The following is a 19,205-nucleotide window of genomic DNA, read 5'->3' as shown; positions in this document are numbered from 1 at the left end:
GGGGGTCACTCGTCCAGGACGCAGGAGCGCTCCATCAGCTCCGTCATAGCCTGCCGGAAGTCGCGGCGGCGTCGTTCGCTCCAGCCCTCGGTCAGCCGGTCGAAGACCTGCTCCTGCCAGTCGTGGGCGTGATCCAGCAGGGCCAAACCGGACGGGGTGAGCGCGGCCCTGCGCTGGCGGCCGTCGGTGTCCGAGGCCTCCATGGTCAGGTAGCCGGCCTCTCTCGCGCTCCTGACCAGCCGCGACGCGCCGCTCTGGTCGATGCCGATCTCGTGGGCGACCGCGTTGACCGTGGCCGGGACCCCGCGCCCGGTCAGCGCGTGGACGGCCTCGGCGACGAGCACGAGCCGCCCCTGCTCGGCCACCTCGGGATCGCCGGTCTGGGGCCTGCGTGACCAGTACCGTACGAACGCGAACAGAACCTGCCCCGGCCCCGGGTCGCTCATTCGGTGGCCGCCATCTCGCGGCAGATGTAGGCCAGCTCCAGCGCCTGCCGGAGGTCCGGCAGCCGCAGCGCGGCCGTCACCTTCCCGTCCGCCACCCGGAACACCGTCGCCACGCGGGTCGCGGTCCCGCTGCCCGGCCAGGTGGCGTCCTCCTCCACGACCATGAGCCGCTCGCTGACGGGATGCCACGACCTCGGGCGCAGGGTGATGCCCGAACGCTCCACCCATTCCGCGAACTGTCCCGGCGTGATCGGCCCGGCGCCCTTCGGACCCAGGACGACGATGGGGTCGCCGACCACTTGCGCGGAACGCCGCAGGTCGGCGTCGTTCACGCTCGCGTGCCACTCGTTGATGGTCGCCTCGAGTACCGATTCCATCCTTCGAACTCTATGCGAAACGCATACATCTCGGGAAGCCCCGGAACGCCTGCCGACAACTGGCTTCACTGCGGAGCGACGATTTCACCCCACTCCGGGAGTCTTCACCTTCGAATACCCTTATCGACTCCACGCAAGGACAGTTGTGACCAACCACGAGAAGCCGTCCGGCACGCCGAATCCGCAGCCGAATGCCAGGAACAGCCGCGCGGCCGACCTCTGGCCCCTGGTGCACGCCGAGCGTGCCGCCCTGGCCGCCGACCTCGCGGAGTTGACCGACGAGCAGTGGGCCACGCCGTCGCTGTGCGCCGGGCTGACCGTGCGCGAGGTGCTGGCGCACCTCATCGCGGGGGCGAGCCTCAACAGCGTGCGATGGATGGCGGGCGTGATCCGCTACCGGTTCGACTTCGACAAGCAGGTCGCCATGCGGCTGGCCGAACAGTTGGGCGCGAACGCCGCCGAGACGCACGACAGGTTCCGGCGCGTCATCACGAGCACCACCAAACCGCCTCTCCCGGTCGTGGCGATGCTGGGCGAAACGATCGTGCACGCCGAGGACATCCGGCGGCCGCTGGGCATCCGCCACGACTACCCCATCGAAACCCTCACCCGCACAGCCGAGTACTACCAGGGCTCCGACCTCGTCCTCCCCGCCAAGAAACGCATCGCCGGCCTGCGGCTCGTCGCCGACGACGGCCCTTTCACCACCGGCTCCGGGCCGCTGGTGTCCGGCAGCACGCTGGCCCTCATCATGGCGATGACCGGGCGCACGGCGTACTGCGACGAACTCACGGGCGACGGCGTCAAAATCCTCCGCGATCGACACGACCTGACCTGACCCAGGGCCGACCCCCACCGCCGGCCCAGACCGTCGCCCTCCTCCGTCGACAGCGACCCCACCGACGAGGTCGCTGCCGACGACCCCACCGATGACCCTGCCGACGAGGTCGCTCTCGACGGCGACCCCGTCAACCAGCCGACCGATGCGACGACCGCCCCGCCCTTCCTCGGCCTCTCACCAAGCCACCCGCGAACACCTCACCTTGACTCACTCCCCAGCGAGTCCGGCGACATCAAGGAAGAAGCCTCAGGCAGACACGCCGCTCCTGGAGCCGTCCGCCGACGCGCGAGCGGCATCTGCTGCCCACCAACGCCAGCTCCCACCCCTCCAGATCCAGATCCAGATCACCCGGCCCAGGCAGGCCCCGGCAGCCCGTTACAGCACCACGTGAAGCGAGCCGACCTTCGGCGTGACAAGCGGCCCGGCTCCGCGATCGCCTCGTCGCGGCCTCCTGGTACGCCGGACGCCGCGAAGAAGCGGGGCGGGCTACTCATCCCGCTGGGCCGCAGGCCGGCGCAACATCAGCTCGCCCCGCCCAGCGCCCCACCCAGCCTTCCGCGCCGCTTCAGGCCGGCGCAGCCCTCGCCAGTGAGCACCGTCTCGCACGCTCGCAGCCGCGCTATGAACACCGGCAAGCCGTTGGCTGTCTGCTACAGGAGACTTAGCAGTCACAGTCGGACACAACCTGTAAGACGACGAGCGACAGCAGCCACCACCCCCACAACACGAACCTGCCGGTCGTGCCTGCCTACCTCACCGACAACCGACACCCTGGCCGGGCAGCAGATCGACATGGGCAACAGTGACCTGCTCAACCGTGTCGCGGCCTCTTGAGCTGGAGCTGGAGCTGGAGCGACGCCCTTCGCTCGGGCCGGGAACCCGATGCCCCTCTCGGCGGCCCAAGAAACGCTGCTCAAACAGCCGAGCCCCGTCGGCATCAGCCACCCAAGCTTGAACGGAGCCGCACCAGCACGACGTCATCCCGTCCCGTCCCGTCCCGCCACGCCATCCTCCCCTTTTTCGAATTTAAATTTCTGGAAAATAAAAATGCTAGGGTCTGCGTGTGGCTTCGGAGACAGCTGTCGTGACACCTTGCAAGCACTGCGGAGCACCGATCGAGCAACGTCGAGGCCGGGGACGCCCCAAGTCCTACTGTCCGGAGAAGAACTGCCAGGCGGCGGCCAAGCGGGACCGGGAGCTGCGCCGGGCGACTCCTGGCCTGGAGGGCGCCCTGGCCAGGGCCGAGCAGCTGTACGACCGGATGGAGAGCGGCCTGGCGGCGGCGATCGAGCCCCTGGCGCGGGCGTTGGCCGAGGAGCTCAGCCCCGCCGGCGTGGAGGCGAAACTCAGCGCGGTGCAGGCCGAGGCACACGCACGGGTGGCGATCGCACGTACAGAACGTGAGCAGGCGTTCGAGCAGGTACGGCTGGCGAGGGAGGCGACCGAGCACGCCCGTCGGCAGACGGCCGAGATGCGCGTCCGCCTTGAGGAGGCGGAGAGCGAGAAGGAGACCGCGCTCAACGACGCCGAACGGGCCAGGGAGCAGGCGCTCGCCGCGCTGCGCGAGGCGGCCAGCACCGAACGGCAGGCGCTGCAGACCGCAGAGGAGGCGGGGCGGCGGGCAAAGCTCGCCGAGCGGCGGGCCGAGGAGGCGGCACGGCAGGCCGAGCTGGCCGAGCGGCGGGCCGAGGAGGCGCGCGCGGAGGTGACCCGCGCCCAGGAGGAGGCGAGAGCCGAGATCGAGCGCGTCCGCAAGGAAGCCGGACGCGACCGGGCGGACAAGGAACAGGCGCGCAAGGAAGCGAAAGCCGCCCTCCAGAAGCAGGAGCGGGCCGAGCGCGAGCTGATCGCAGCCCGCGCACGAGAGGAAGCCGCAGCACAGGAACGGGAAAGAGCCCTGGAACGGGCCCTGATGGCCGAGCGGGCGGCCACCGAGGCGGGCCGGGACCTTGCCTCCGTCCAGGCGGCCAAGGCAGCGGCGGCCGAGGAGAAGGCGCGGGCGGAAGCGGTCGCCAAGGAGCTCGACCGTACGCGGATCGAGTTGCGCATGGAACGGGCGCGGATCGAGGAACTGCGGGCGGAGCTGGAGGCGGCTCGGGCGGAAGCGGCGCAACTGCGCGAGCGGGCCGTCGCCGCCGAACTCCGAGCAGAACGCTGAGGCCGGACGATGCTGACACTTGACCAGATCCGGGCGTTCGTGGCGGTCGCGGAGGAGCTGCACTTCGGCCGCGCCGCCGAACGCCTCCGCATGACGCAGCCGCCGCTGAGCCGCCACATCCAGAAGCTCGAACGCGCGATCGGCGTGACCCTCCTCGAACGCGACAACCGGCGGGTGATCCTCACCGAGGCCGGGCGCGGCTTCCTGGAGGACGCCCGTCAGATGCTCACGCTGGTCGATACCGCCGGCGACCGCGCCCGCCGAATCGCCGGCGGCGCCAGCGGCACGCTGCGGCTCGGCTTCACCGCCGTCTCGGCGATCAGCGTGCTGGGCCGACTCCTGCGCCTGCTCGCCGAGCGTCTGCCGGAGGTCGACGTCATCCTGCACGAGCAGGTGACCGCCAGGCAGATGGACGGCATCCTGCGCGGCGAACTCGACCTGGGCCTGGCCCGCCCACCCTTCGACCTGCCCCGCCCATCGTCCAGCGTCAGGCCATCCCGCCCACTCATCGACCCGTCCCACCCAGCCTCCGGCGTTGGCTCGGCCCGCCCACCCTTGGACCCGTCCCGCCCACCGTCCGGTGTTGGCCCGTTCCGCCCGCCGGTCGACTCACCCCACCCAACGTCCCGCCTGGACTTGGCCCAGCCACCGTCCGATCCAGCCCGCCCATCGCCCGCCCCGACCGTTGCCGACTCCCCCTCCCCGCTGGATCTGGCCCGTCCCCCTATGAATCCGGCTCGCCCGGTGTCTGACCTGGCGTCGGCCCGCCCGCTGACCGACGTGAATCGTGCCCGGTCGACGTCCGACCTGGCCGGAATCGATTCGCGAGTGATCTTCCGCGAGCCGCTGTGCGCGGCGGTGCCCACCGGCCACGCGCTGGCCGCGCTCGACAGGCCGCTCGCGCCCGAAGACTTCGCCGGCCTGCCCATGGTCAGCTATCACCCCGTACAGTCGCGCTACTTCCACGAGCTCACCGTCCGTTTCCTGTCCACGGTGCGACCCAGGGACGAGCAGCAGGTGCACCAGATCCTCACCGCGGTGCTGCTCGTGGCCGCGGGGCGGGGCGTGGCACTCGTGCCCGCAAGCGCACGCTCCCTCGGCATCGAGGGCGTGGTGTTCAGGGACCTCGTCCACGGCGGCGGCAACCCCACTTCCGCAAGCCGCAGCGGCAATCCGATGACCGGGGACGAAGGCGACGAGCTCACGGTCGAGAACGACAGCGGCGGGCACCCGGTGGAACTCCATGCCATCTGGAACCGCGGATCGGCCAATCCGGCCCTGTGGCGCGTGCTCGACCTGCTGGACGACGTCGAGGGCCAGGACTGAACCTCACGTGGGCGGGGCGCGTCCATCCCCCGATACGCAGCGTGCATGCCCGGATCGTATGCGTGAACGGCCTGCTCGCGCATCGGACCCAGGTCGTACAACCGTGGTCTGCCTGAGCCGCGAAAAGAACAGACGACGGTCCGATGCGGCGCGGCGGCCCGTCACGGCACTCTCGAACGCGTGATCCAGTCGAACCTTCTCCGGCTACGCCGTGCCCTGCTGTCCCTGTCCGTCGCCGCATCGGTGGCGGCGCCGGTGATCGGCACGGCGCACCCAGCGGCGGTGCCCGCGCCCGTCCCCGCGAGCGCGACCCCTCTGTCAGAGCTGACCGCACAGGCCCTGGCAGACAGATACGCCACCAGCCGGAGCGATGTCCTGGCCGCCGCCGACGCGGCCATCCGTCATGGAGACCTGCGGCGGGCCGCGGCGCTGCGAGTCATGGCCGATCCCGGCCGCAGGTTCCTGTCCTTTGACGGCCGTGACGGCGGGCGCGTCGTGGAGGTCTTCGGCGACCTGGCGACGGCGGAGCACGTCGCCGTCCTGGTTCCCGGCGCCGACACCAATCTCGACAAGTACGGGCTGCTGCGCGGCGGCGCGCTCCGCCTGCACCAAGCGCTCGGCGAGGGGCACGCCGTCGTCGCCTGGCTCGGTTATCGGACGCCCGCGACGATCAGTCTGGACACGCTCACGTCCGACCTGGCGGACAAGGGTGCCGCCGAACTGCACGGCTTCGTCCGACGGCTGACGGATACCAAGGGCGGCGGCAGCTTGTCACTGCTGTGCCACTCGTACGGCGGAGTGGTGTGCGCACGCGCCGCACCTGGACTGGACGTCGCCCGCATCATCCTGACCGGCAGCCCAGGCGTCGGCGCGGACAACGTCCGCGAGCTCCGGACCTCTGCGGCGGTCTGGGCGGGGCGCACCAGCAGCGACTGGATCAGCCTGGTGCCGCACACCCGTCTGCACCTCCCCTTCGTCACCCTCGGCCTGGGCACCGACCCGGTCTCCCCCGATTTCGGCGCGCACGTCTTCGCGGCGGGCGATGGCGGCCACAGCGGCTACCTGACGGACGGCTCCCTGTCCCTGCACAACATCGTGCGGATCATCACAGGCCGGGATCCTCTCCAGGCCGACCCCGGCCGCTCCCGACCAGACACCGCAGCCGTTCGAACAGACCAGAGACCGCCCCTCACAACACCAGAGCCACTCCTGCGAGCACCGGACGAAGCCGCGGCACGACCAGCGGACGCGGCCACGAAACTGCTCGCCAGCAGCACGAGGAATCAGGGACCGATCACGGAATCGGACGCCCATGTCACACCGCAGGCGCGTTCGGACGCGGGACAGGGCGTGGGGCAGGGCGCGGGACAGGACCTGGGCGGACACGCGCGCATGTCGCCGATGGGGCACGGGGGCGGGCATGTACGCCTGTCGCCGAGCGGGGGCGGGCACACAGGGATGCCGCCGAGCGGGGGCGGGCACGCGCCGATGCCGCTGGAGGTGGCCGGGCGTGCGTGATCTCGTGCGGAAGGTCGAGGAGACGACGCCGGCCGGGCGTGACCGCAGCGTGGATGCCCTGCGCGCCCTGGCCATCGGCGGTGTGGTGCTCGGCCACTGGCTGGTGAGCGCGCTGGTCGTCGAGAGCGGCAGCGTTCGGGTCGCCAGCCCGCTGCGTGACATGCCGTACCTCGCCCCGGTGTCGTGGGTCCTGCAGACCATGGCGCTCTTCTTCCTGGTGGGCGGCCAGATGACCGCCAGGAGCCACGCCTCCGCGCACGCTCGCGGTGTCGGCTACGGGCGGTGGCTGCGGGCGCGTGCGGCACGGCTGCTGCGGCCGGTCGCGGCCGTGGCGGTGGTGTGGACCCTGGTGGCCTTGGTGATGCTCGCCTCGGGTGCCGACTTCAAGAGTGTGCAGGCGCTGGCCAAGCTGGTGTGGTCCCCGCTGTGGTTCCTGCTGGTGTACGCAGGGCTGACGGCGTTGACACCGCTGGTCGCCCAGTTGCATCCGGCGTGGCCGCTCGCCGTGGTCGCTCTCGTCGACCTGGTGCGGTTCGGGTGGGGCGGGCCCGAGTGGGTGGGATGGGTGAACCTGGCGGCGGGGTGGCTGGTGCCGTACTGCTTGGGGGCAACCTGGGCCCGTGACCTGCTGAACGAGCGGACGACCGGATGGGCGTTACTGGCCGGCGGCGCGGCCGTCGCGGCCGTGCTGATCGTGTGGGCCGGTTATCCGGCTTCCATGGTGGGCGTGCCGGGTGCCCCGATCTCGAACCAGTCCCCGCCCACGCTCGCGGCGGTCGCGTTCGGGCTGGCCCAGTGCGGAGCCGCGCTCCTCCTTCGCGATCCGCTGCGGCGACTGCTGGTGCGGCCCACCGTGTGGGCGTTCGTGGCACTGGCGAACCTGTCCGCGATGACGATCTTTCTCTGGCACCAGACGGCGATGATCGCGGTCACCACACTCGGGCTGCTCGCCGGCCGCCCTCTGCACGGCCTGCACACCGTGCCCGGCGAACCGTCCTGGGTGCTGGCCAGGCTGGCCTGGTTACCGGTGTTCGCGCTGGCGTTGTGCGTCTGCTGGGGCGCGTTCCACGCCTATGAACGGACCCGGCCACCTGAGCCTCGGATCTGGGCGGAGGAAGCCCAAGCCGGGTCGTAAGAGCCGAGGAACGGCAAGCCGGGCACCGTTCCCGAAGGACAGGGGAGGCTCAGGCGGGTGTGGAGACGGTCCATGGCCGCAGAGGCATGGGGGGATCATGCGATTTGCGGCACAAGAAAGAACTGTGTGGTCAGCGGCGGCCCCGGAAGGTCCGGCGCAGGTCGTCCACCCACTCCCCCGGAATCTCCCAGGGGATGAAGTGGCCGCCGTGATCATGGACGGTGAGGTTGACGTGGTTGTACCAGGCGGCCCGGCCGCTGTCGAGGAAGTGCTGGACGCGCTGGTCGGTGGTGACGCCGGGCGGGTTCTCGTAGCCGACGAACGTGATGCCGGTCGGCGCCTCCACGGGCGGCCACCGTTCGTGGGACGGGGTCCACGGGTAACGGTTGTTGTTGGCGTACGTGCGGATGGACGTGCCGATCGAGTTCGTGACCCAGTAGATCATGGCGTGGGTGAGGAGGTCGTCCTTGGTGAAGACGGTCTCGACGTCACCGCCGTTGTCGCTCCACTTGATCCAGCGTTCGAGAATCCAGGCGAGCAGCCCGGCGGGCGAGTCCGACAGCCCGTACGCCAACGTGCTCGGGGCCAGCACGTGCGCGGCCAGGTGCACGGCGAAACGCCTGTCCAGCGCCACGACCTGGGCATGGACGTCGGCCGGCAGGCCTTCGGGGATGGGCCGGCCACCGCTGAGGTCCCAGGCCCGGTCGCCGTTGAACATCGTCAGCATCTGGCCCGAGCCGATGTGGATGCCGTACAGCTCGGCGGCGTACTTGTGGCCGAGCTGCCCGCACACCAGCGCGCCGACGTCGCAGCCGGCGGCGGCGTAACGGTCGTGGCCGAGGACGTCGGTCATGAGGGTGTGCCAGACGTCGGCGACCTTCCAGAAGTTCATGTCCGGGCGGCCGGGCAGCGGGCTGGAGAATCCGAACCCTGGGAAGGAGGGCACGATCACGTCGAACGCCTCGGCCGGGTCGCCGCCGTGGGCGCCCGGGTCGGCGAGCGGGTCCACGACCTTGGACCAGTGCCAGAACGTCCAGGGCCAGCCGTGGGTCAGGATCAGCGGCGTCGGGCTGGGGCCCACGCCCGGGCGGCGCATGAAGTGCACGGGCACGCCGTCGACGTTTACCTTGTAGTGCTCATAGGCGTTGATCGCCGCCTCGGTCTTGCGCCAGCCGTAGCCCTTACGCCAGTAGTCGACGAGTTCACGCAGGTAGTCGGCGTTGACGCCGTAGTACCAATCCTCGTTGCCGGCGTCGGCGGGCCAGCGGGTGAGCTCCAAGCGGCGGCGCAGGTCGTCCAGGACGTCGTCGGGCACGTGGATCGGCGTCGGTTCCAGGGGAAACGGGCGGTTCCCCTGCGCGGTGGGCTCTGTGGTGGGCATGGTCATTTCCTCCTGTCCGGGGCGTCGGCTTCGCCGGCGAGCCGCCGGTTCACCTCGCTCATGCGGGCCAGGGCGGGCAAGGCGGCCGCGATCGTCGCCCGCTCGGCGGGGGTGAGCTCGCCGGTGAGCTCGGCGAGATGCGCCCTGCGGTCGGCGCGCCGCCCGTGCACGATCGCGGCGCCGGCCGCGGTGACGTCGACAAGCACGGCGCGGCGGTCCGACGGGTCCGGCCGCCGCTCCACCAGGCCGTCGCGTTCCAGTTTGGCGACCATCTGGGTGATCGCGGACTGGGTGACCTGCTCACTCGCGGCCAGCTCGGTGAGACGTTTGGGGCCCTGTCCGGCCAGTGTGTGGAGCACTGACAGCGTGGTGAAGCTCAGCCGCTGCACGGCGGGCAGGCGGATGAACATCCGGGTGAACTCCTCCAGCACGGAGGTCAGGTGGGCGACATCGAGCTCGCCGGGCTGCGGTTTGGGCGGCACCGGAGGAGTATATAAGGAACTTAATTAAGTTGCTGTTGTTTTTGTTTCTGTGATGGCGCAGATGCACGGCACATGGGTGGCGCAGGCTTGGCAAGCGGCTCAGCACCGCTTCGAGGCAAGTGCCCGCCGCCGCCCTGGTACAGGAGCGCGGTACGGGCCAGGGGGCTGGCGTGTGGTGTTGTCCTGGGGTGGGGGTGGTGTCGCCGCCAACCGGCTTGCCTAGGCGCCGAGGCAGGCGGGCGGTGCCGTCGTGCCTTCTCGTCTCGGCTGACGCGGTGTGGCGGCGGCGCTGTCAGCTTGGTGTGCCGATGAACTGGTGGTCGGTGCGGATGCGGCCGTCGTCGTTCAGGGCCAGGAGGTCCAGGCCGCCGCCGACGGTCTCGCCGGTGCTGGTCGACACCATCGACCAGCGCACGGCGATCAGGTCAGGCAGCAGTGCGAACGGCTCACCGTCTGCCTTGAAGACATGCTCCCCCGGTGCGACGAACATCTCGTAGGCCCGCCGGACCCTGGCGTCCAGGCCGTCGTGACCGCGCGCCTCCAGCGGCGGCACCGGGAATGCCAGGCTCGCCGCCTCCTCTCGGATCGCCTGCGGTGGGTCGACCAGCACCTGGACGCCGTCGGGCGCCCACAGCTCCCGGATGAGGGCGGCACGCCGGTCCGGGTCGGGTTCGTTCCACTGGGCGACGTAGCGGCCGGCCCATTCCTTGATCTCGATGGGGTTGCTCATGACCGGCAGTCTGTGCCGGGCGAGTGCGGTGGCGCGATTCCTTGCAGGGAATCGCGCGACGGACGCCGTCCAGTATGAATGGGTTCATGACAGTGTCGGCCGAGCCCAACCACTTCGCCCGCGAGCTTCGGCGATGGCGTGCGCGTCGCCGTCTCAGCCAGCTCGATCTGGCCATCAGGGCCGACACGACGCAGCGGCATCTGAGCTTTCTGGAGCAGGGGCGTTCTCGGCCGGGGCGGGCCATGGTGGTGCGGCTGGCCGAGTCGCTGAGCCTGTCGCTGCGGGAGCGGAACGGGCTCCTGCTGGCCGCCGGGTATGCGCCGGTGTACGCGGAGTCGTCGCTGGACGCGCCCGAGCTGGGCCCGGTACGCGAGGCGTTGGACCGCATTCTCGATGGTCATCTGCCCTGTCCCGCGGTCGTCGTGCGGCCGCACGGGCTGCTGGTCGCCGCCAACGCGGCCTTCGGGGTGTTGTGCGAGGGCGCGGCCCCTGAGCTGCTGAAGCCTCCGGTCAACGTACTTCGTCTGGCGCTGCATCCTGACGGCATGGCGGGCCGGGTGGTGAACCTGGCCGAGTGGGGCCGCCACATCACGGGCAGCCTGCGTGACCAGCTCGACCGCAGCCCCGATCCGGAGTTGGAGGAGTTCATCGTCGAGCTGGACGGTTATCTGCCTGGGCTGGGGGCGCCCGGTGGGCATCTCGGCTTCGCCGTGCCGCTGCGGTTGCGCGTGCCGGAGGGTGAGCTGCGGCTGATGACGACGCTGACTTCGTTCGCGACGGCTGTGGATGTGACGTTGGCGGAGCTGCGCCTGGAGGCGTTCCTGCCTGTCGACGAGAACTCGGCGCGCATCCTGCGGGAGCGCAGCATGGCCTACTGAGCGACACGGCACCGTCCACTGGGCGGCAGGACCTGATCGGCGGCATGGCCTACTGATCGGGACGAACTCGTCGGCCCGCACGGTCTGTTGGCTCGCGCGGTCCGTTGGCCGGTACGGCTTGTCAGTGGCGGCGGACCTGATGAGGGCTCGATCCCTCCTGCCAGAAGTCGATGACCAGTTCGTCGCCCTCGACGTGGGTCCAGACCACCTCGGTCAGCTCGATGCGAAACAGATGCGATCCCTCCTCCGAAACCTCCAGTGCCTCGAGCACGTCCGCTCCGGTGATCTCGATCGCACGCCCCGCCAGTTTGACGTCGCCCTCCCAGGACGACGGGTCGTCGCCCTCGGGGGCGCGCGAGGTCACGTGGATGGCCATGCGCGGGTCGCGCCGCAGGTCGAAGGCCTTGACGGCGCCGCCCATCGACCCGATCCACAGTTCGCCGTTCTTCAAGGTCGTCTCGGTGCCGCTGACCCGGGGCGAACCATCCCTGCGCAACGTGGCCAGCACCTTGTGCCGGTAAGCCTCCACCAGCCGGCGGGCGACCTTGCTCAGCTCAGGGGCCTGCTGCTCGAACTCCTGCCATGACGCCATGCCCGCCATCATGCCCGAAGCCTCCGACAGTATCGGGGCTCGTCGCGTCGCCCCATCAGCAGTCGCCGGCCGGCTCGTGCGTTGCGGGTGGTGCAGAGGGAAGTGGCCGGGGTTTGGAGGATCACGCGGCCGGGACGCCGGGCAACGCCCGCGTGAGCTCAGGAAGCGGGCCCGCTTCTGCACCCCGAGCAGCACGGCGAGTCCACCGGCACCGCAGAAGGTGACCTGGGACGGGTCCGTCCAGGACGAGACCGCAGGCGCCAGGGGTGAGGAGGCTGGTCAGCCGCTGACGCAGCCGGGCCGTCCTGGAGATGTCGGTCTCCCCTGCCAGGTGCACAAGGGTCGGTGCCGGATGGGTGCCCCTGCCGGGCGGGGCGGCGTCGATGACGGTCGTGGAAGGTTCCTTGCTGGCTTGGGGACGTGGGAAGCCTGCCTGCCGGAGAGCGGCTGGCCGTCGGCACGCGGCTCCCGGCCTGCGGGATCCCGCAGTCGTCGGTGCGCGCGGCTCCCGGACGGCTTCCCGGGCTGTTCGATCAGGAAGATCACGGGGGCAGGACGGTCGGGCGCGCAAGGAGGACGCTTGCTGCGCGACGGACGAACCCGTCCTCGGCTGCGTATGGACGGGGAGGCAGGCTTCGCAGGATGCGGGTGGCGGGAGGGCGAAAGGTGTTTTGGGGACAAGGCCGCCTGACCTGTTCAGGTCCATCGTGAACGGCGCCTGTAGTCATGGTTCGCCAGGCTGGGCGCCCACGTTCGAGAAGTTACGACGACGGCTGTGCGCGCGCGGCAGCGAGGAGGGTGAGGGCGGCGGCGCGGGCCTCGGCGCCCGGGCCGCGGGCGTCGCGATGGGCGGCGACGACGGTGGCGCCTTCGACCAGCATGAGAAGCTGGCGGCCGAGCAGGCCGGGTTCGGCGGCTCCGGCGCGGTCCGCGATGCCGGTCAGCAGGGCGAGGTGGCGGCCCAGGTGGCGGGCGGTGATGGCGCGCACCTGCGGGACGTGGTGCTGGGCGGCGGCGTTGACCAGGGCACAGCCGCGGAAGGCGGGCTCCTCGTACCAGTGCTGCAAGGCGTCGAACACGGCGGCGAGCTGGGCGGCCGGGTCGTCGCCCGCCGCCGCGACGGCCGACTCCACCCAGGCGATCACGCGGTCGCTGCGCGCCTCCAGCACCGCCTCCACCAGGCCGTCCTTGGTGCCGAAGTGGCGGTAGAGGGTCTCCTTGGACACGCCGAGCCTGGTGCACAGCTCGGCGACGCCGATGCCGTCGAGGCCGCGTTCGTACAGCAGGGCGGTGGCGGCCTGGAGGATGGCGGCGCGGGTGCGGGCGGGGTCGATGGTCGAGCCCTTGGGGACCGGCATGACTTGGATCGTACCGGTCGGTGCGATGGCTGCTACGATCGCCGGACCGTACCGATCAGTTCGATCTCCAGGAGCGACACGTGACCGACATCGTCCTCGTCCCCGGCATGTGCCATGGCGGCTGGTGCTACGCCGACCTCGGCGACGAGCTGCGCCGGCGGGGCCACCGGGTCCTGCCGATCACCCTCACCGGCGTCGGCGAGCGGGCCCACCTGCTCAGCGGCGGCGTCAACCTGGACACCCACATCGAGGACGTGACCGCCCTGCTGGCCGCCGAGGACGTACGCGACGCGGTGCTGGCCGGGCACAGCTACGGCGGGATGGTCATCACCGGCGTCGCCGACCGGACGCCGGGGCGGGTGGCCTCGCTGGTCTACCTGGACGCCATGGTCCCCGGCGACGGCGACTCCTGCTGGGACCTGGCCTCGGAGAACGAGCGGCGCTGGTATCTGGACGTGACCGACGACGGCTTCGCCACGCGTCCCCTGCCGTTCTTCGACCCGCGCGCCACGCCGCACCCGCTGGCCTCGGTACTCCAGCCGCTGCGCCTGACCGGCGAGCTGGAGCGGGTGCAGCGGCGGACGTACGTGTACGCGACCGGCTGGGACGGCCCCTCCCCGTTCACCACCACGTACGAACGGCTGCGCGAGGACCCCGCCTGGCGGGTGGTCGCCGTGGACGGCGGCCACAACCTGATGCGCGACGCCCCGCACGACCTGGTGCGGATCATCACGGAATCGGCCTGACGGCAGGTCTCAGCGGGCGAGCAGGTCGCGCAGGGCCTTGGCGACCTCGGCCGGGGCCTCCTCGGCCATGAAGTGCCCGCAGGTGACGGTCCGGTGGTCCAGATCGCCCGCCCAGGCCCCCCACAGGGCCGCCGCGTCGTAGCCGAGCGCCGCGCCCCAGTCCTGCTGGAGCACGGTGACCGGCATGGCCAGGCGCCTGCCGGCCGCCCGGTCGGCCCGGTCGTGCTCGACGTCCACGCCGGCCGAGGCGCGGTAGTCGGCCACGATCGACGGGACGGCGGCCCGGCAGGCGTCGAGGTAGGCGGCCCGGACCGCGGGCGGGATCGACTCCGCGTCGCCGGTCCACAGATCGAGGAAGTGGCCGAAGAAGGCGTCGGCGCTCGCCGCGATCATCGTCTCGGGGAGGCCGGGCGGCTGCGCCATCAGGTACAGGTGGAAGCCGACGGCCGCCTCCGCTCCGCGCATCACCTCCCACATGTCGAGCGTGGGCAGGACGTCGAGGCAGGCCAGATGGGTGATCGCGGCCGGGTGGTCGAGCCCGGCGCGGAAGGCGACCAGGGCGCCGCGGTCGTGACCGGCCAGCGCGAAGCGCTCGTGCCCGAGCGCGCGGGCCAGCGCGACGACGTCGGCGGCCATGGTGCGCTTGCTGTAGGTGCCGGGCCCGGTCTCGGCGGGTTTGTCGCTGGCGCCGTACCCGCGCAGGTCGGGGCAGATCACCGTGTGGGCGGTGGCGAGGTCGGCGGCCACGTGCCGCCACATGAGGTGGGTCTGCGGGAAGCCGTGCAGCAGCACGACGGGGCTGCCGGAGCCGGCGACGGCGACGTTCAGCGCCACATCGCCGGCGACCGGGACGCGGTGGTAGGCGAAGCCTGGGATCCGCATGAGGTTTCCTTTCCTTCGGGGTCGGCTTCCAGCCTGCCGGGCGGCGATGAGCATCCGATGAGCGCGCTACGGTCGACAGGGTGGGGGTGCGCTTCGGGGTGCTGGGGCCGGCGACGGCCTGGGACGACGCCGGGAACACGATCGACGTCAAGGGGCCACGGCACCGGGCGGTGCTGGCCCGGCTGATCGTCGCCCGCCGCCGCGTCGTACCCGTGGACCTGCTGGTGGCCGACCTGTGGGAGGACGGCGACCCGCCGCGCGGCGCGGTGAGCGCGGTGCGGACGTTCGTGGCGGCGCTGCGCCGCGCCCTGGAGCCGGAGCGGCCGCCCCGCGCCGCGCCCCGACTGCTGGTCACCGAGGGCCCCGGGTACGCGCTGCGCGCCGCGCCCGGCGCGGTGGACGCCTGGCGGTTCGAGCAGGCGGTGACCGACTCCGCCACGCTGCCGCCCCGGGAGGCGCTGGAGCGGCTGGAGGAGGCGCTGAGCTGGTGGCGGGGGCCGGCGTACGCCGAGTTCGCCGGGCAGGAGTGGGCGCGGGCCGAGCGGTCACGGCTGGCGGAGCTGCGGCTGCACGCCGTCGAACGGCGGGCCGAGGCGCGCCTCGCCGTACACCCGGCCGCCGAGGCGGTGCCCGACCTGGACGCGCACGTGGCCGAGCACCCGTGGCGGGAGGACGGCTGGCGGCTGCTGGCGCTGGCGCTGTACCGGGCGGGGCGGCAGGGGGACGCGCTGGCGGTGCTGCGGCGGGCGCGGGCGCTGCTGGTGGAGGAGCTGGGCGTGGACCCGGGCCCGGCGCTGCGCAGGCTGGAGTCCGACATCCTGCACCAGGCGCCGCACCTCGATCCCGCCGCCTCCGGTACGGCGGACGCGGTGTGGGCGCGGGCGGCCGCCGCCTACGACCGCAGCGCGCCGCCGGGGGCTCGGGCGCGGCTGGAGTCGACCGTGAACCTCATGCGCGACCTGGCCGTCACCGGCGGCGCGGGGCTGGAGGCGGCCGGGCGGCACCGGGTGGCGGCCGTCGCGGCGGCCGAGGAACTGGGCGATGCCGAGCTGACGGCGCGGGTGATCGGGGCGTTCGACGTACCGGCGATCTGGACCCGGTCCGACGACCCGGCGCGGGCGGGGCAGGTGGTGGCGGCGGCCGAACGCACCCTCGCCGCGCTGCCCCCGGACGGGACGAGGGCACGCGAGGCGACGCGGGCGCGGCTGCTGGCCGCCGTCGGGCTGGAGTCGCGGGGCGGGCACGGGCCGCGCGGCCCGGAGGCGGCGCGGCAGGCCGAGCGGCTGGCCCGCGAGCTGGACGATCCGGCGCTGCTGGCCTTCGCGCTCAACGCCGTCTTCATGCAGAGCTTCGAACGGGCCGGGCTGGCCGGGCGGCGGGACGCGATCGGCGCGGAGCTGGTCGCCCTGTCGGGGCGGCACGGGCTGGTCACCTTCGAGGTGCTCGGCCATCTCGTCCAGCTGCAGGCCCGCTGCGCCCTGGGCGACTTCCTGGCGGCCGACGAGCACGCGGCCGCGGCCGGGCGGCTGGCCGAACGGCATGAACGGCCACTGGTGGGGGTGTTCACCGGCTGGTACCGGGCGCTGCGCCTGGACGTGACGGGCGCGCTGCCCGGCACCGCGCCCCACTCAGGGCTCGATGGGGATGCGGCCGAGGTGGAAGGGGCCTATCGGGAGGCGGCCGGGCTGCTGGTGGGGGCTGGGATGCCGGGGCTGGAGCGGGGGCTTGCGGCGCTGGCGTTGCTGTGCGCGCGGGTGCGGCGTGGCCTGCCGCCCCCGGACGGGGACGCCGACTACGGCCCGTACGAGCCCTGGGTCCGCCCCCTGCTGCTGGCCGCCGCAGGACGGACGGACATGGCCGCGGCGGCGCTGGACGAGGTGCCGGACCCGCCGCGCGACCTGCTGCTGGAGGCCATGTGGTGCCTGGTGGCGCGGGCCGCGGTCGCCACAGGGCACCGGGAGGCGGCGCGGCGGGCCCGCGACGCGCTGGCACCGGCGGCCGGTGAGCTGGCGGGCGCGGGCAGCGGCCTGCTCACCTTGGGGCCGGTCTCCGATCACCTGGCCGCGCTCACGCGCGTATCCAGACAGGGCGAGCCTGGTTAAGGTAGAAGATCTCCGGCGAAGGGACGCTGCGATGGCGGCCAGGACCGTGATCGTCACAGGGGCCAGCGACGGCATCGGCCGCGCGGCCGCCCGCATCCTGCACGAGCGCGGCGCGCGCGTCGTGCTCGTCGGGCGTTCGCCGGGCAAGACCGAGACGCTGGCCAAGGAACTGGACGCCGACTTCCACGTGGCCGACTTCGCCCGGCTGGCCGAGGTGCGGGCGCTGGCGGAGACGCTGCTGGAGCGCCACCCGGTCATCGACGTGCTGGCCAACAACGCCGGCGGCATCATGGGCTCGCGCCGCGTGACGGCCGACGGCCACGAGACCACCTTCCAGGTCAACCATCTGGCGCCGTTCCTGCTCACCACGCTGCTCCTGCCGCGCCTGGCGGAGAGCCGCGCCACGGTGATCAACACCTCCAGCGAGTTCAACCGGGGCGCCCGCCTCGACCTCGACGACCTCGACGCCGTACGCCGCTACTCCGGCACCCGCGCCTACGCCAACTCCAAGCTGGCCAACATCCTGTTCACCCGCGAGCTGCAACGCCGCCACGGGGCCGACGGGGTCAGCGCGGTCTCCTTCCATCCCGGAGTGGTCGCGACGAACTTCGCCGACGGCACCGACAGCCTGGCCCGGCTGACCTACCGCTCGCCGCTCAAACGGCTGATGCTCACGCCCGAGCAAGGCGCCGACACCCTCGTCTGGCTGGCCACCACACCTCCCGGCGAGGGCTGGGAGTCCGGCGGCCACTACGTGAAACGCCGGCCCGCTCCCACCCACCGCCTGGCCGGCGACCCGGAGGCGGCGCGGCTGCTGTGGGAGCGCAGCCAGGCGATGCTCACCCTCTGAATGCTCACCACCTGACCGCGGGAATGCCGGCGGGGCACCGCGGGTTACACGGCGCAAGAAGTTGAAATTTCAACCTGGAAGGTGTGTCATGCCCGCCGTCACCGCAGACACCCTGACGCTGCCACGCGTCACCACCCCCGACCCGGCCGCCACCCGGCCGCGCCCCGTGCGCTCGGTGACGACCGCGCCCACCGGCTACGAGGGCGAGGGCTTCCCCGTCAGGCGCGCCTTCGCCGGCCTGCCCCAGTTGCTGCTCGACCCCTTCATCCACATGGACCAGATGGGCGAGGTCGAGTACGCCCCCGGCGAGCCGAAAGGCACCCCCTGGCACCCGCACCGCGGCTTCGAGACCGTCACCTACATCATCGACGGCATCTTCGAGCACCAGGACTCCGCCGGCGGCGGCGGCACGATCACCGACGGCGACACCCAGTGGATGACCGCCGGCAGCGGCCTGCTCCACATCGAGAAGCCGCCGGAGCACCTGGTCGTGTCCGGCGGGCTGTTCCACGGCGTCCAGCTGTGGGTCAACCTGCCCCGCGCCCACAAGTTCCACGTCCCCCGCTACCAGGACATCCGCGGCCGGCAGTCGGCGCTGCTGGCCTCCGCCGACGGCGGCACGCTGCTGCGCGTCATCGCCGGAGAGCTGGACGGCCACCCCGGCCCCGGCGTCACCTTCACCCCGATCACGATGGTGCACGCCACCCTCAGCCCCGGCGCGCGGCTGGACCTGCCGTGGAACCCCGGCTTCAACGCCCTGGCGTACGTCCTCGCCGGACACGGCACCTCCGGCGCCGAGCGACGCCCGGTCACCAAGGGACAGCTGGCCGTCTTCGGCGCGGGCGACTCGCTCACCCTCGCCGCCGCCCCCGACCAGCCGCAGGCCGAGCCCAACCTGGAGGTGCTGCTGCTCGGCGGGCAGCCCATCCGCGAACCCGTCGTCCACTACGGGCCGTTCGTCATGAACACCCGTGCCGAGATCGTCCAGGCCATGGAGGACTACCAGGCCGGCCGCCTCGGCGTCGTCCCCGCCGCCCGACTCCCCCACACCGGTCCGGGAAAGGAGTGACCATGATCGCCGACACCTACGCGCGCGGGCGCATGTTCTTCCAGCTCAAGGACTACATCGAAGCCGCCCGCCACCTCGCCGGCGTCGTCGCCGAAGCGCCCGACGACGTTGCCGCCCGGCTGCTGCTGGCCCGCGCCTACTACCACTCCGCCCAGCTCGGGCGGGCCGAGGCCGAGCTGCGGCAGGTCATCGAGCGCGACCCGGCCGAGGCGTACGCGTACCTGCTGCTCGGCCGGACGCTCGAACGCCGCAGCCGCCCGCAGGAGGCGGAGCCGTACCTGCGGCTGCACGCCGCCATGACCGGCACCGCCGCCTGAACCGCCATCCGGGCGCG

General features: G+C 72.1%; 19 protein-coding genes. 11 read left to right on the top strand and 8 right to left on the bottom strand.

The genetic code is table 11. The annotated features are described in order from the left end of the window. Window positions 1-5 precede the first annotated feature (5 nt). Both ACBR40_RS03860 and ACBR40_RS03855 read right to left on the bottom strand, forming a co-directional pair. Window positions 6-446, bottom strand: coding sequence for a MarR family winged helix-turn-helix transcriptional regulator (locus tag ACBR40_RS03860; RefSeq protein ID WP_371247402.1), 441 nt, complete (start codon window positions 444-446; stop codon window positions 6-8). Continuing rightward, on the bottom strand, window positions 443-823 hold the full coding sequence (locus ACBR40_RS03855; RefSeq protein WP_371247401.1) for a hypothetical protein: 381 nt from the start codon (window positions 821-823) through the stop codon (window positions 443-445). The genes ACBR40_RS03860 and ACBR40_RS03855 overlap by 4 nt, the downstream gene beginning before the upstream one ends. 145 nt (window positions 824-968) lie before the next feature. On the opposite strand from ACBR40_RS03855, the gene ACBR40_RS03850 reads away from it, so the two are divergent. From ACBR40_RS03850 to ACBR40_RS03830, 5 genes are all read left to right on the top strand, one after another. Further along, complete coding sequence (locus ACBR40_RS03850) at window positions 969-1,661, top strand: maleylpyruvate isomerase family mycothiol-dependent enzyme (protein WP_371247400.1); 693 nt, start codon at window positions 969-971, stop codon at window positions 1,659-1,661. 1,087 nt (window positions 1,662-2,748) lie between these two features. Further along, complete coding sequence (locus ACBR40_RS03845) at window positions 2,749-3,822, top strand: hypothetical protein (RefSeq protein WP_371247399.1); 1,074 nt, start codon at window positions 2,749-2,751, stop codon at window positions 3,820-3,822. Window positions 3,823-3,831: 9 nt separating this feature from the next. Continuing rightward, window positions 3,832-5,148, top strand: a complete 1,317-nt coding sequence (locus tag ACBR40_RS03840; protein ID WP_371247398.1) for a LysR substrate-binding domain-containing protein — start codon at window positions 3,832-3,834, stop codon at window positions 5,146-5,148. 180 nt (window positions 5,149-5,328) lie between these two features. After that, window positions 5,329-6,666, top strand: a complete 1,338-nt coding sequence (locus tag ACBR40_RS03835; RefSeq protein ID WP_371247397.1) for an alpha/beta hydrolase — start codon at window positions 5,329-5,331, stop codon at window positions 6,664-6,666. Next, complete coding sequence (locus ACBR40_RS03830; protein ID WP_371247396.1) at window positions 6,659-7,801, top strand: acyltransferase; 1,143 nt, start codon at window positions 6,659-6,661, stop codon at window positions 7,799-7,801. Before ACBR40_RS03835 ends, ACBR40_RS03830 begins: the two co-directional genes overlap by 8 nt. A 130-nt stretch (window positions 7,802-7,931) precedes the next feature. On the opposite strand, the gene ACBR40_RS03825 is transcribed toward ACBR40_RS03830, so the two are convergent. The 3 genes from ACBR40_RS03825 to ACBR40_RS03815 all read right to left on the bottom strand — a co-directional run bounded on the left by ACBR40_RS03825 (window position 7,932) and on the right by ACBR40_RS03815 (window position 10,394). Further along, window positions 7,932-9,182, bottom strand: coding sequence for an epoxide hydrolase family protein (locus ACBR40_RS03825; RefSeq protein ID WP_371247395.1), 1,251 nt, complete (start codon window positions 9,180-9,182; stop codon window positions 7,932-7,934). A gap of 2 nt (window positions 9,183-9,184) precedes the next feature. Then, complete coding sequence (locus tag ACBR40_RS03820; RefSeq protein WP_364457939.1) at window positions 9,185-9,664, bottom strand: MarR family transcriptional regulator; 480 nt, start codon at window positions 9,662-9,664, stop codon at window positions 9,185-9,187. Between the two features lie 292 nt (window positions 9,665-9,956). After that, on the bottom strand, window positions 9,957-10,394 hold the full coding sequence (locus ACBR40_RS03815) for a hypothetical protein (protein WP_344216227.1): 438 nt from the start codon (window positions 10,392-10,394) through the stop codon (window positions 9,957-9,959). Between the two features lie 86 nt (window positions 10,395-10,480). On the opposite strand from ACBR40_RS03815, the gene ACBR40_RS03810 reads away from it, so the two are divergent. Then, complete coding sequence (locus tag ACBR40_RS03810) at window positions 10,481-11,272, top strand: helix-turn-helix domain-containing protein (protein WP_371247394.1); 792 nt, start codon at window positions 10,481-10,483, stop codon at window positions 11,270-11,272. A 121-nt stretch (window positions 11,273-11,393) separates the two neighbouring features. Here the strand turns inward: ACBR40_RS03810 and ACBR40_RS03805 are convergent, their stop codons facing one another. Together ACBR40_RS03805 and ACBR40_RS03800 are read right to left on the bottom strand one after the other, a co-directional pair. Continuing rightward, window positions 11,394-11,864: a pyridoxamine 5'-phosphate oxidase family protein gene (locus ACBR40_RS03805; protein ID WP_371247393.1), complete on the bottom strand. Its 471-nt coding sequence runs from the start codon at window positions 11,862-11,864 to the stop codon at window positions 11,394-11,396. Window positions 11,865-12,625: 761 nt separating this feature from the next. Continuing rightward, complete coding sequence (locus ACBR40_RS03800; RefSeq protein WP_371247392.1) at window positions 12,626-13,222, bottom strand: TetR/AcrR family transcriptional regulator; 597 nt, start codon at window positions 13,220-13,222, stop codon at window positions 12,626-12,628. Between the two features lie 80 nt (window positions 13,223-13,302). Between ACBR40_RS03800 and ACBR40_RS03795 the strand changes: the two genes are divergently transcribed. Continuing rightward, window positions 13,303-13,968 carry an alpha/beta fold hydrolase gene (locus ACBR40_RS03795; RefSeq protein WP_371247391.1) on the top strand — a complete coding sequence of 222 codons (666 nt, stop codon included), beginning with the start codon at window positions 13,303-13,305 and terminating at the stop codon, window positions 13,966-13,968. A gap of 9 nt (window positions 13,969-13,977) precedes the next feature. On the opposite strand, the gene ACBR40_RS03790 is transcribed toward ACBR40_RS03795, so the two are convergent. Continuing rightward, window positions 13,978-14,850, bottom strand: a complete 873-nt coding sequence (locus tag ACBR40_RS03790; protein ID WP_371247390.1) for an alpha/beta fold hydrolase — start codon at window positions 14,848-14,850, stop codon at window positions 13,978-13,980. 80 nt (window positions 14,851-14,930) lie between these two features. On the opposite strand from ACBR40_RS03790, the gene ACBR40_RS03785 reads away from it, so the two are divergent. The 4 genes from ACBR40_RS03785 to ACBR40_RS03770 all read left to right on the top strand — a co-directional run bounded on the left by ACBR40_RS03785 (window position 14,931) and on the right by ACBR40_RS03770 (window position 19,188). Beyond that, complete coding sequence (locus ACBR40_RS03785; protein ID WP_371247389.1) at window positions 14,931-16,952, top strand: BTAD domain-containing putative transcriptional regulator; 2,022 nt, start codon at window positions 14,931-14,933, stop codon at window positions 16,950-16,952. A gap of 31 nt (window positions 16,953-16,983) precedes the next feature. Continuing rightward, on the top strand, window positions 16,984-17,802 hold the full coding sequence (locus tag ACBR40_RS03780; RefSeq protein ID WP_371247388.1) for an SDR family NAD(P)-dependent oxidoreductase: 819 nt from the start codon (window positions 16,984-16,986) through the stop codon (window positions 17,800-17,802). A gap of 88 nt (window positions 17,803-17,890) precedes the next feature. Beyond that, entirely contained in the window at window positions 17,891-18,871 is a 981-nt protein-coding gene (locus tag ACBR40_RS03775) for a pirin family protein (RefSeq protein WP_371247387.1), read from the top strand. Window positions 18,872-18,873: 2 nt separating this feature from the next. Then, window positions 18,874-19,188 carry a tetratricopeptide repeat protein gene (locus tag ACBR40_RS03770; RefSeq protein ID WP_344216245.1) on the top strand — a complete coding sequence of 105 codons (315 nt, stop codon included), beginning with the start codon at window positions 18,874-18,876 and terminating at the stop codon, window positions 19,186-19,188. Window positions 19,189-19,205: the final 17 nt, after the last annotated feature.

The sequence above is a fragment of the Nonomuraea sp. AD125B genome (genome assembly GCF_041402765.1).
GTDB classification, from domain to species: domain Bacteria; phylum Actinomycetota; class Actinomycetes; order Streptosporangiales; family Streptosporangiaceae; genus Nonomuraea; species Nonomuraea bangladeshensis.
The sequence above is the reverse complement of the archived record's forward strand: the minus strand, read 5'-3'. Positions and strand labels throughout refer to the sequence as shown.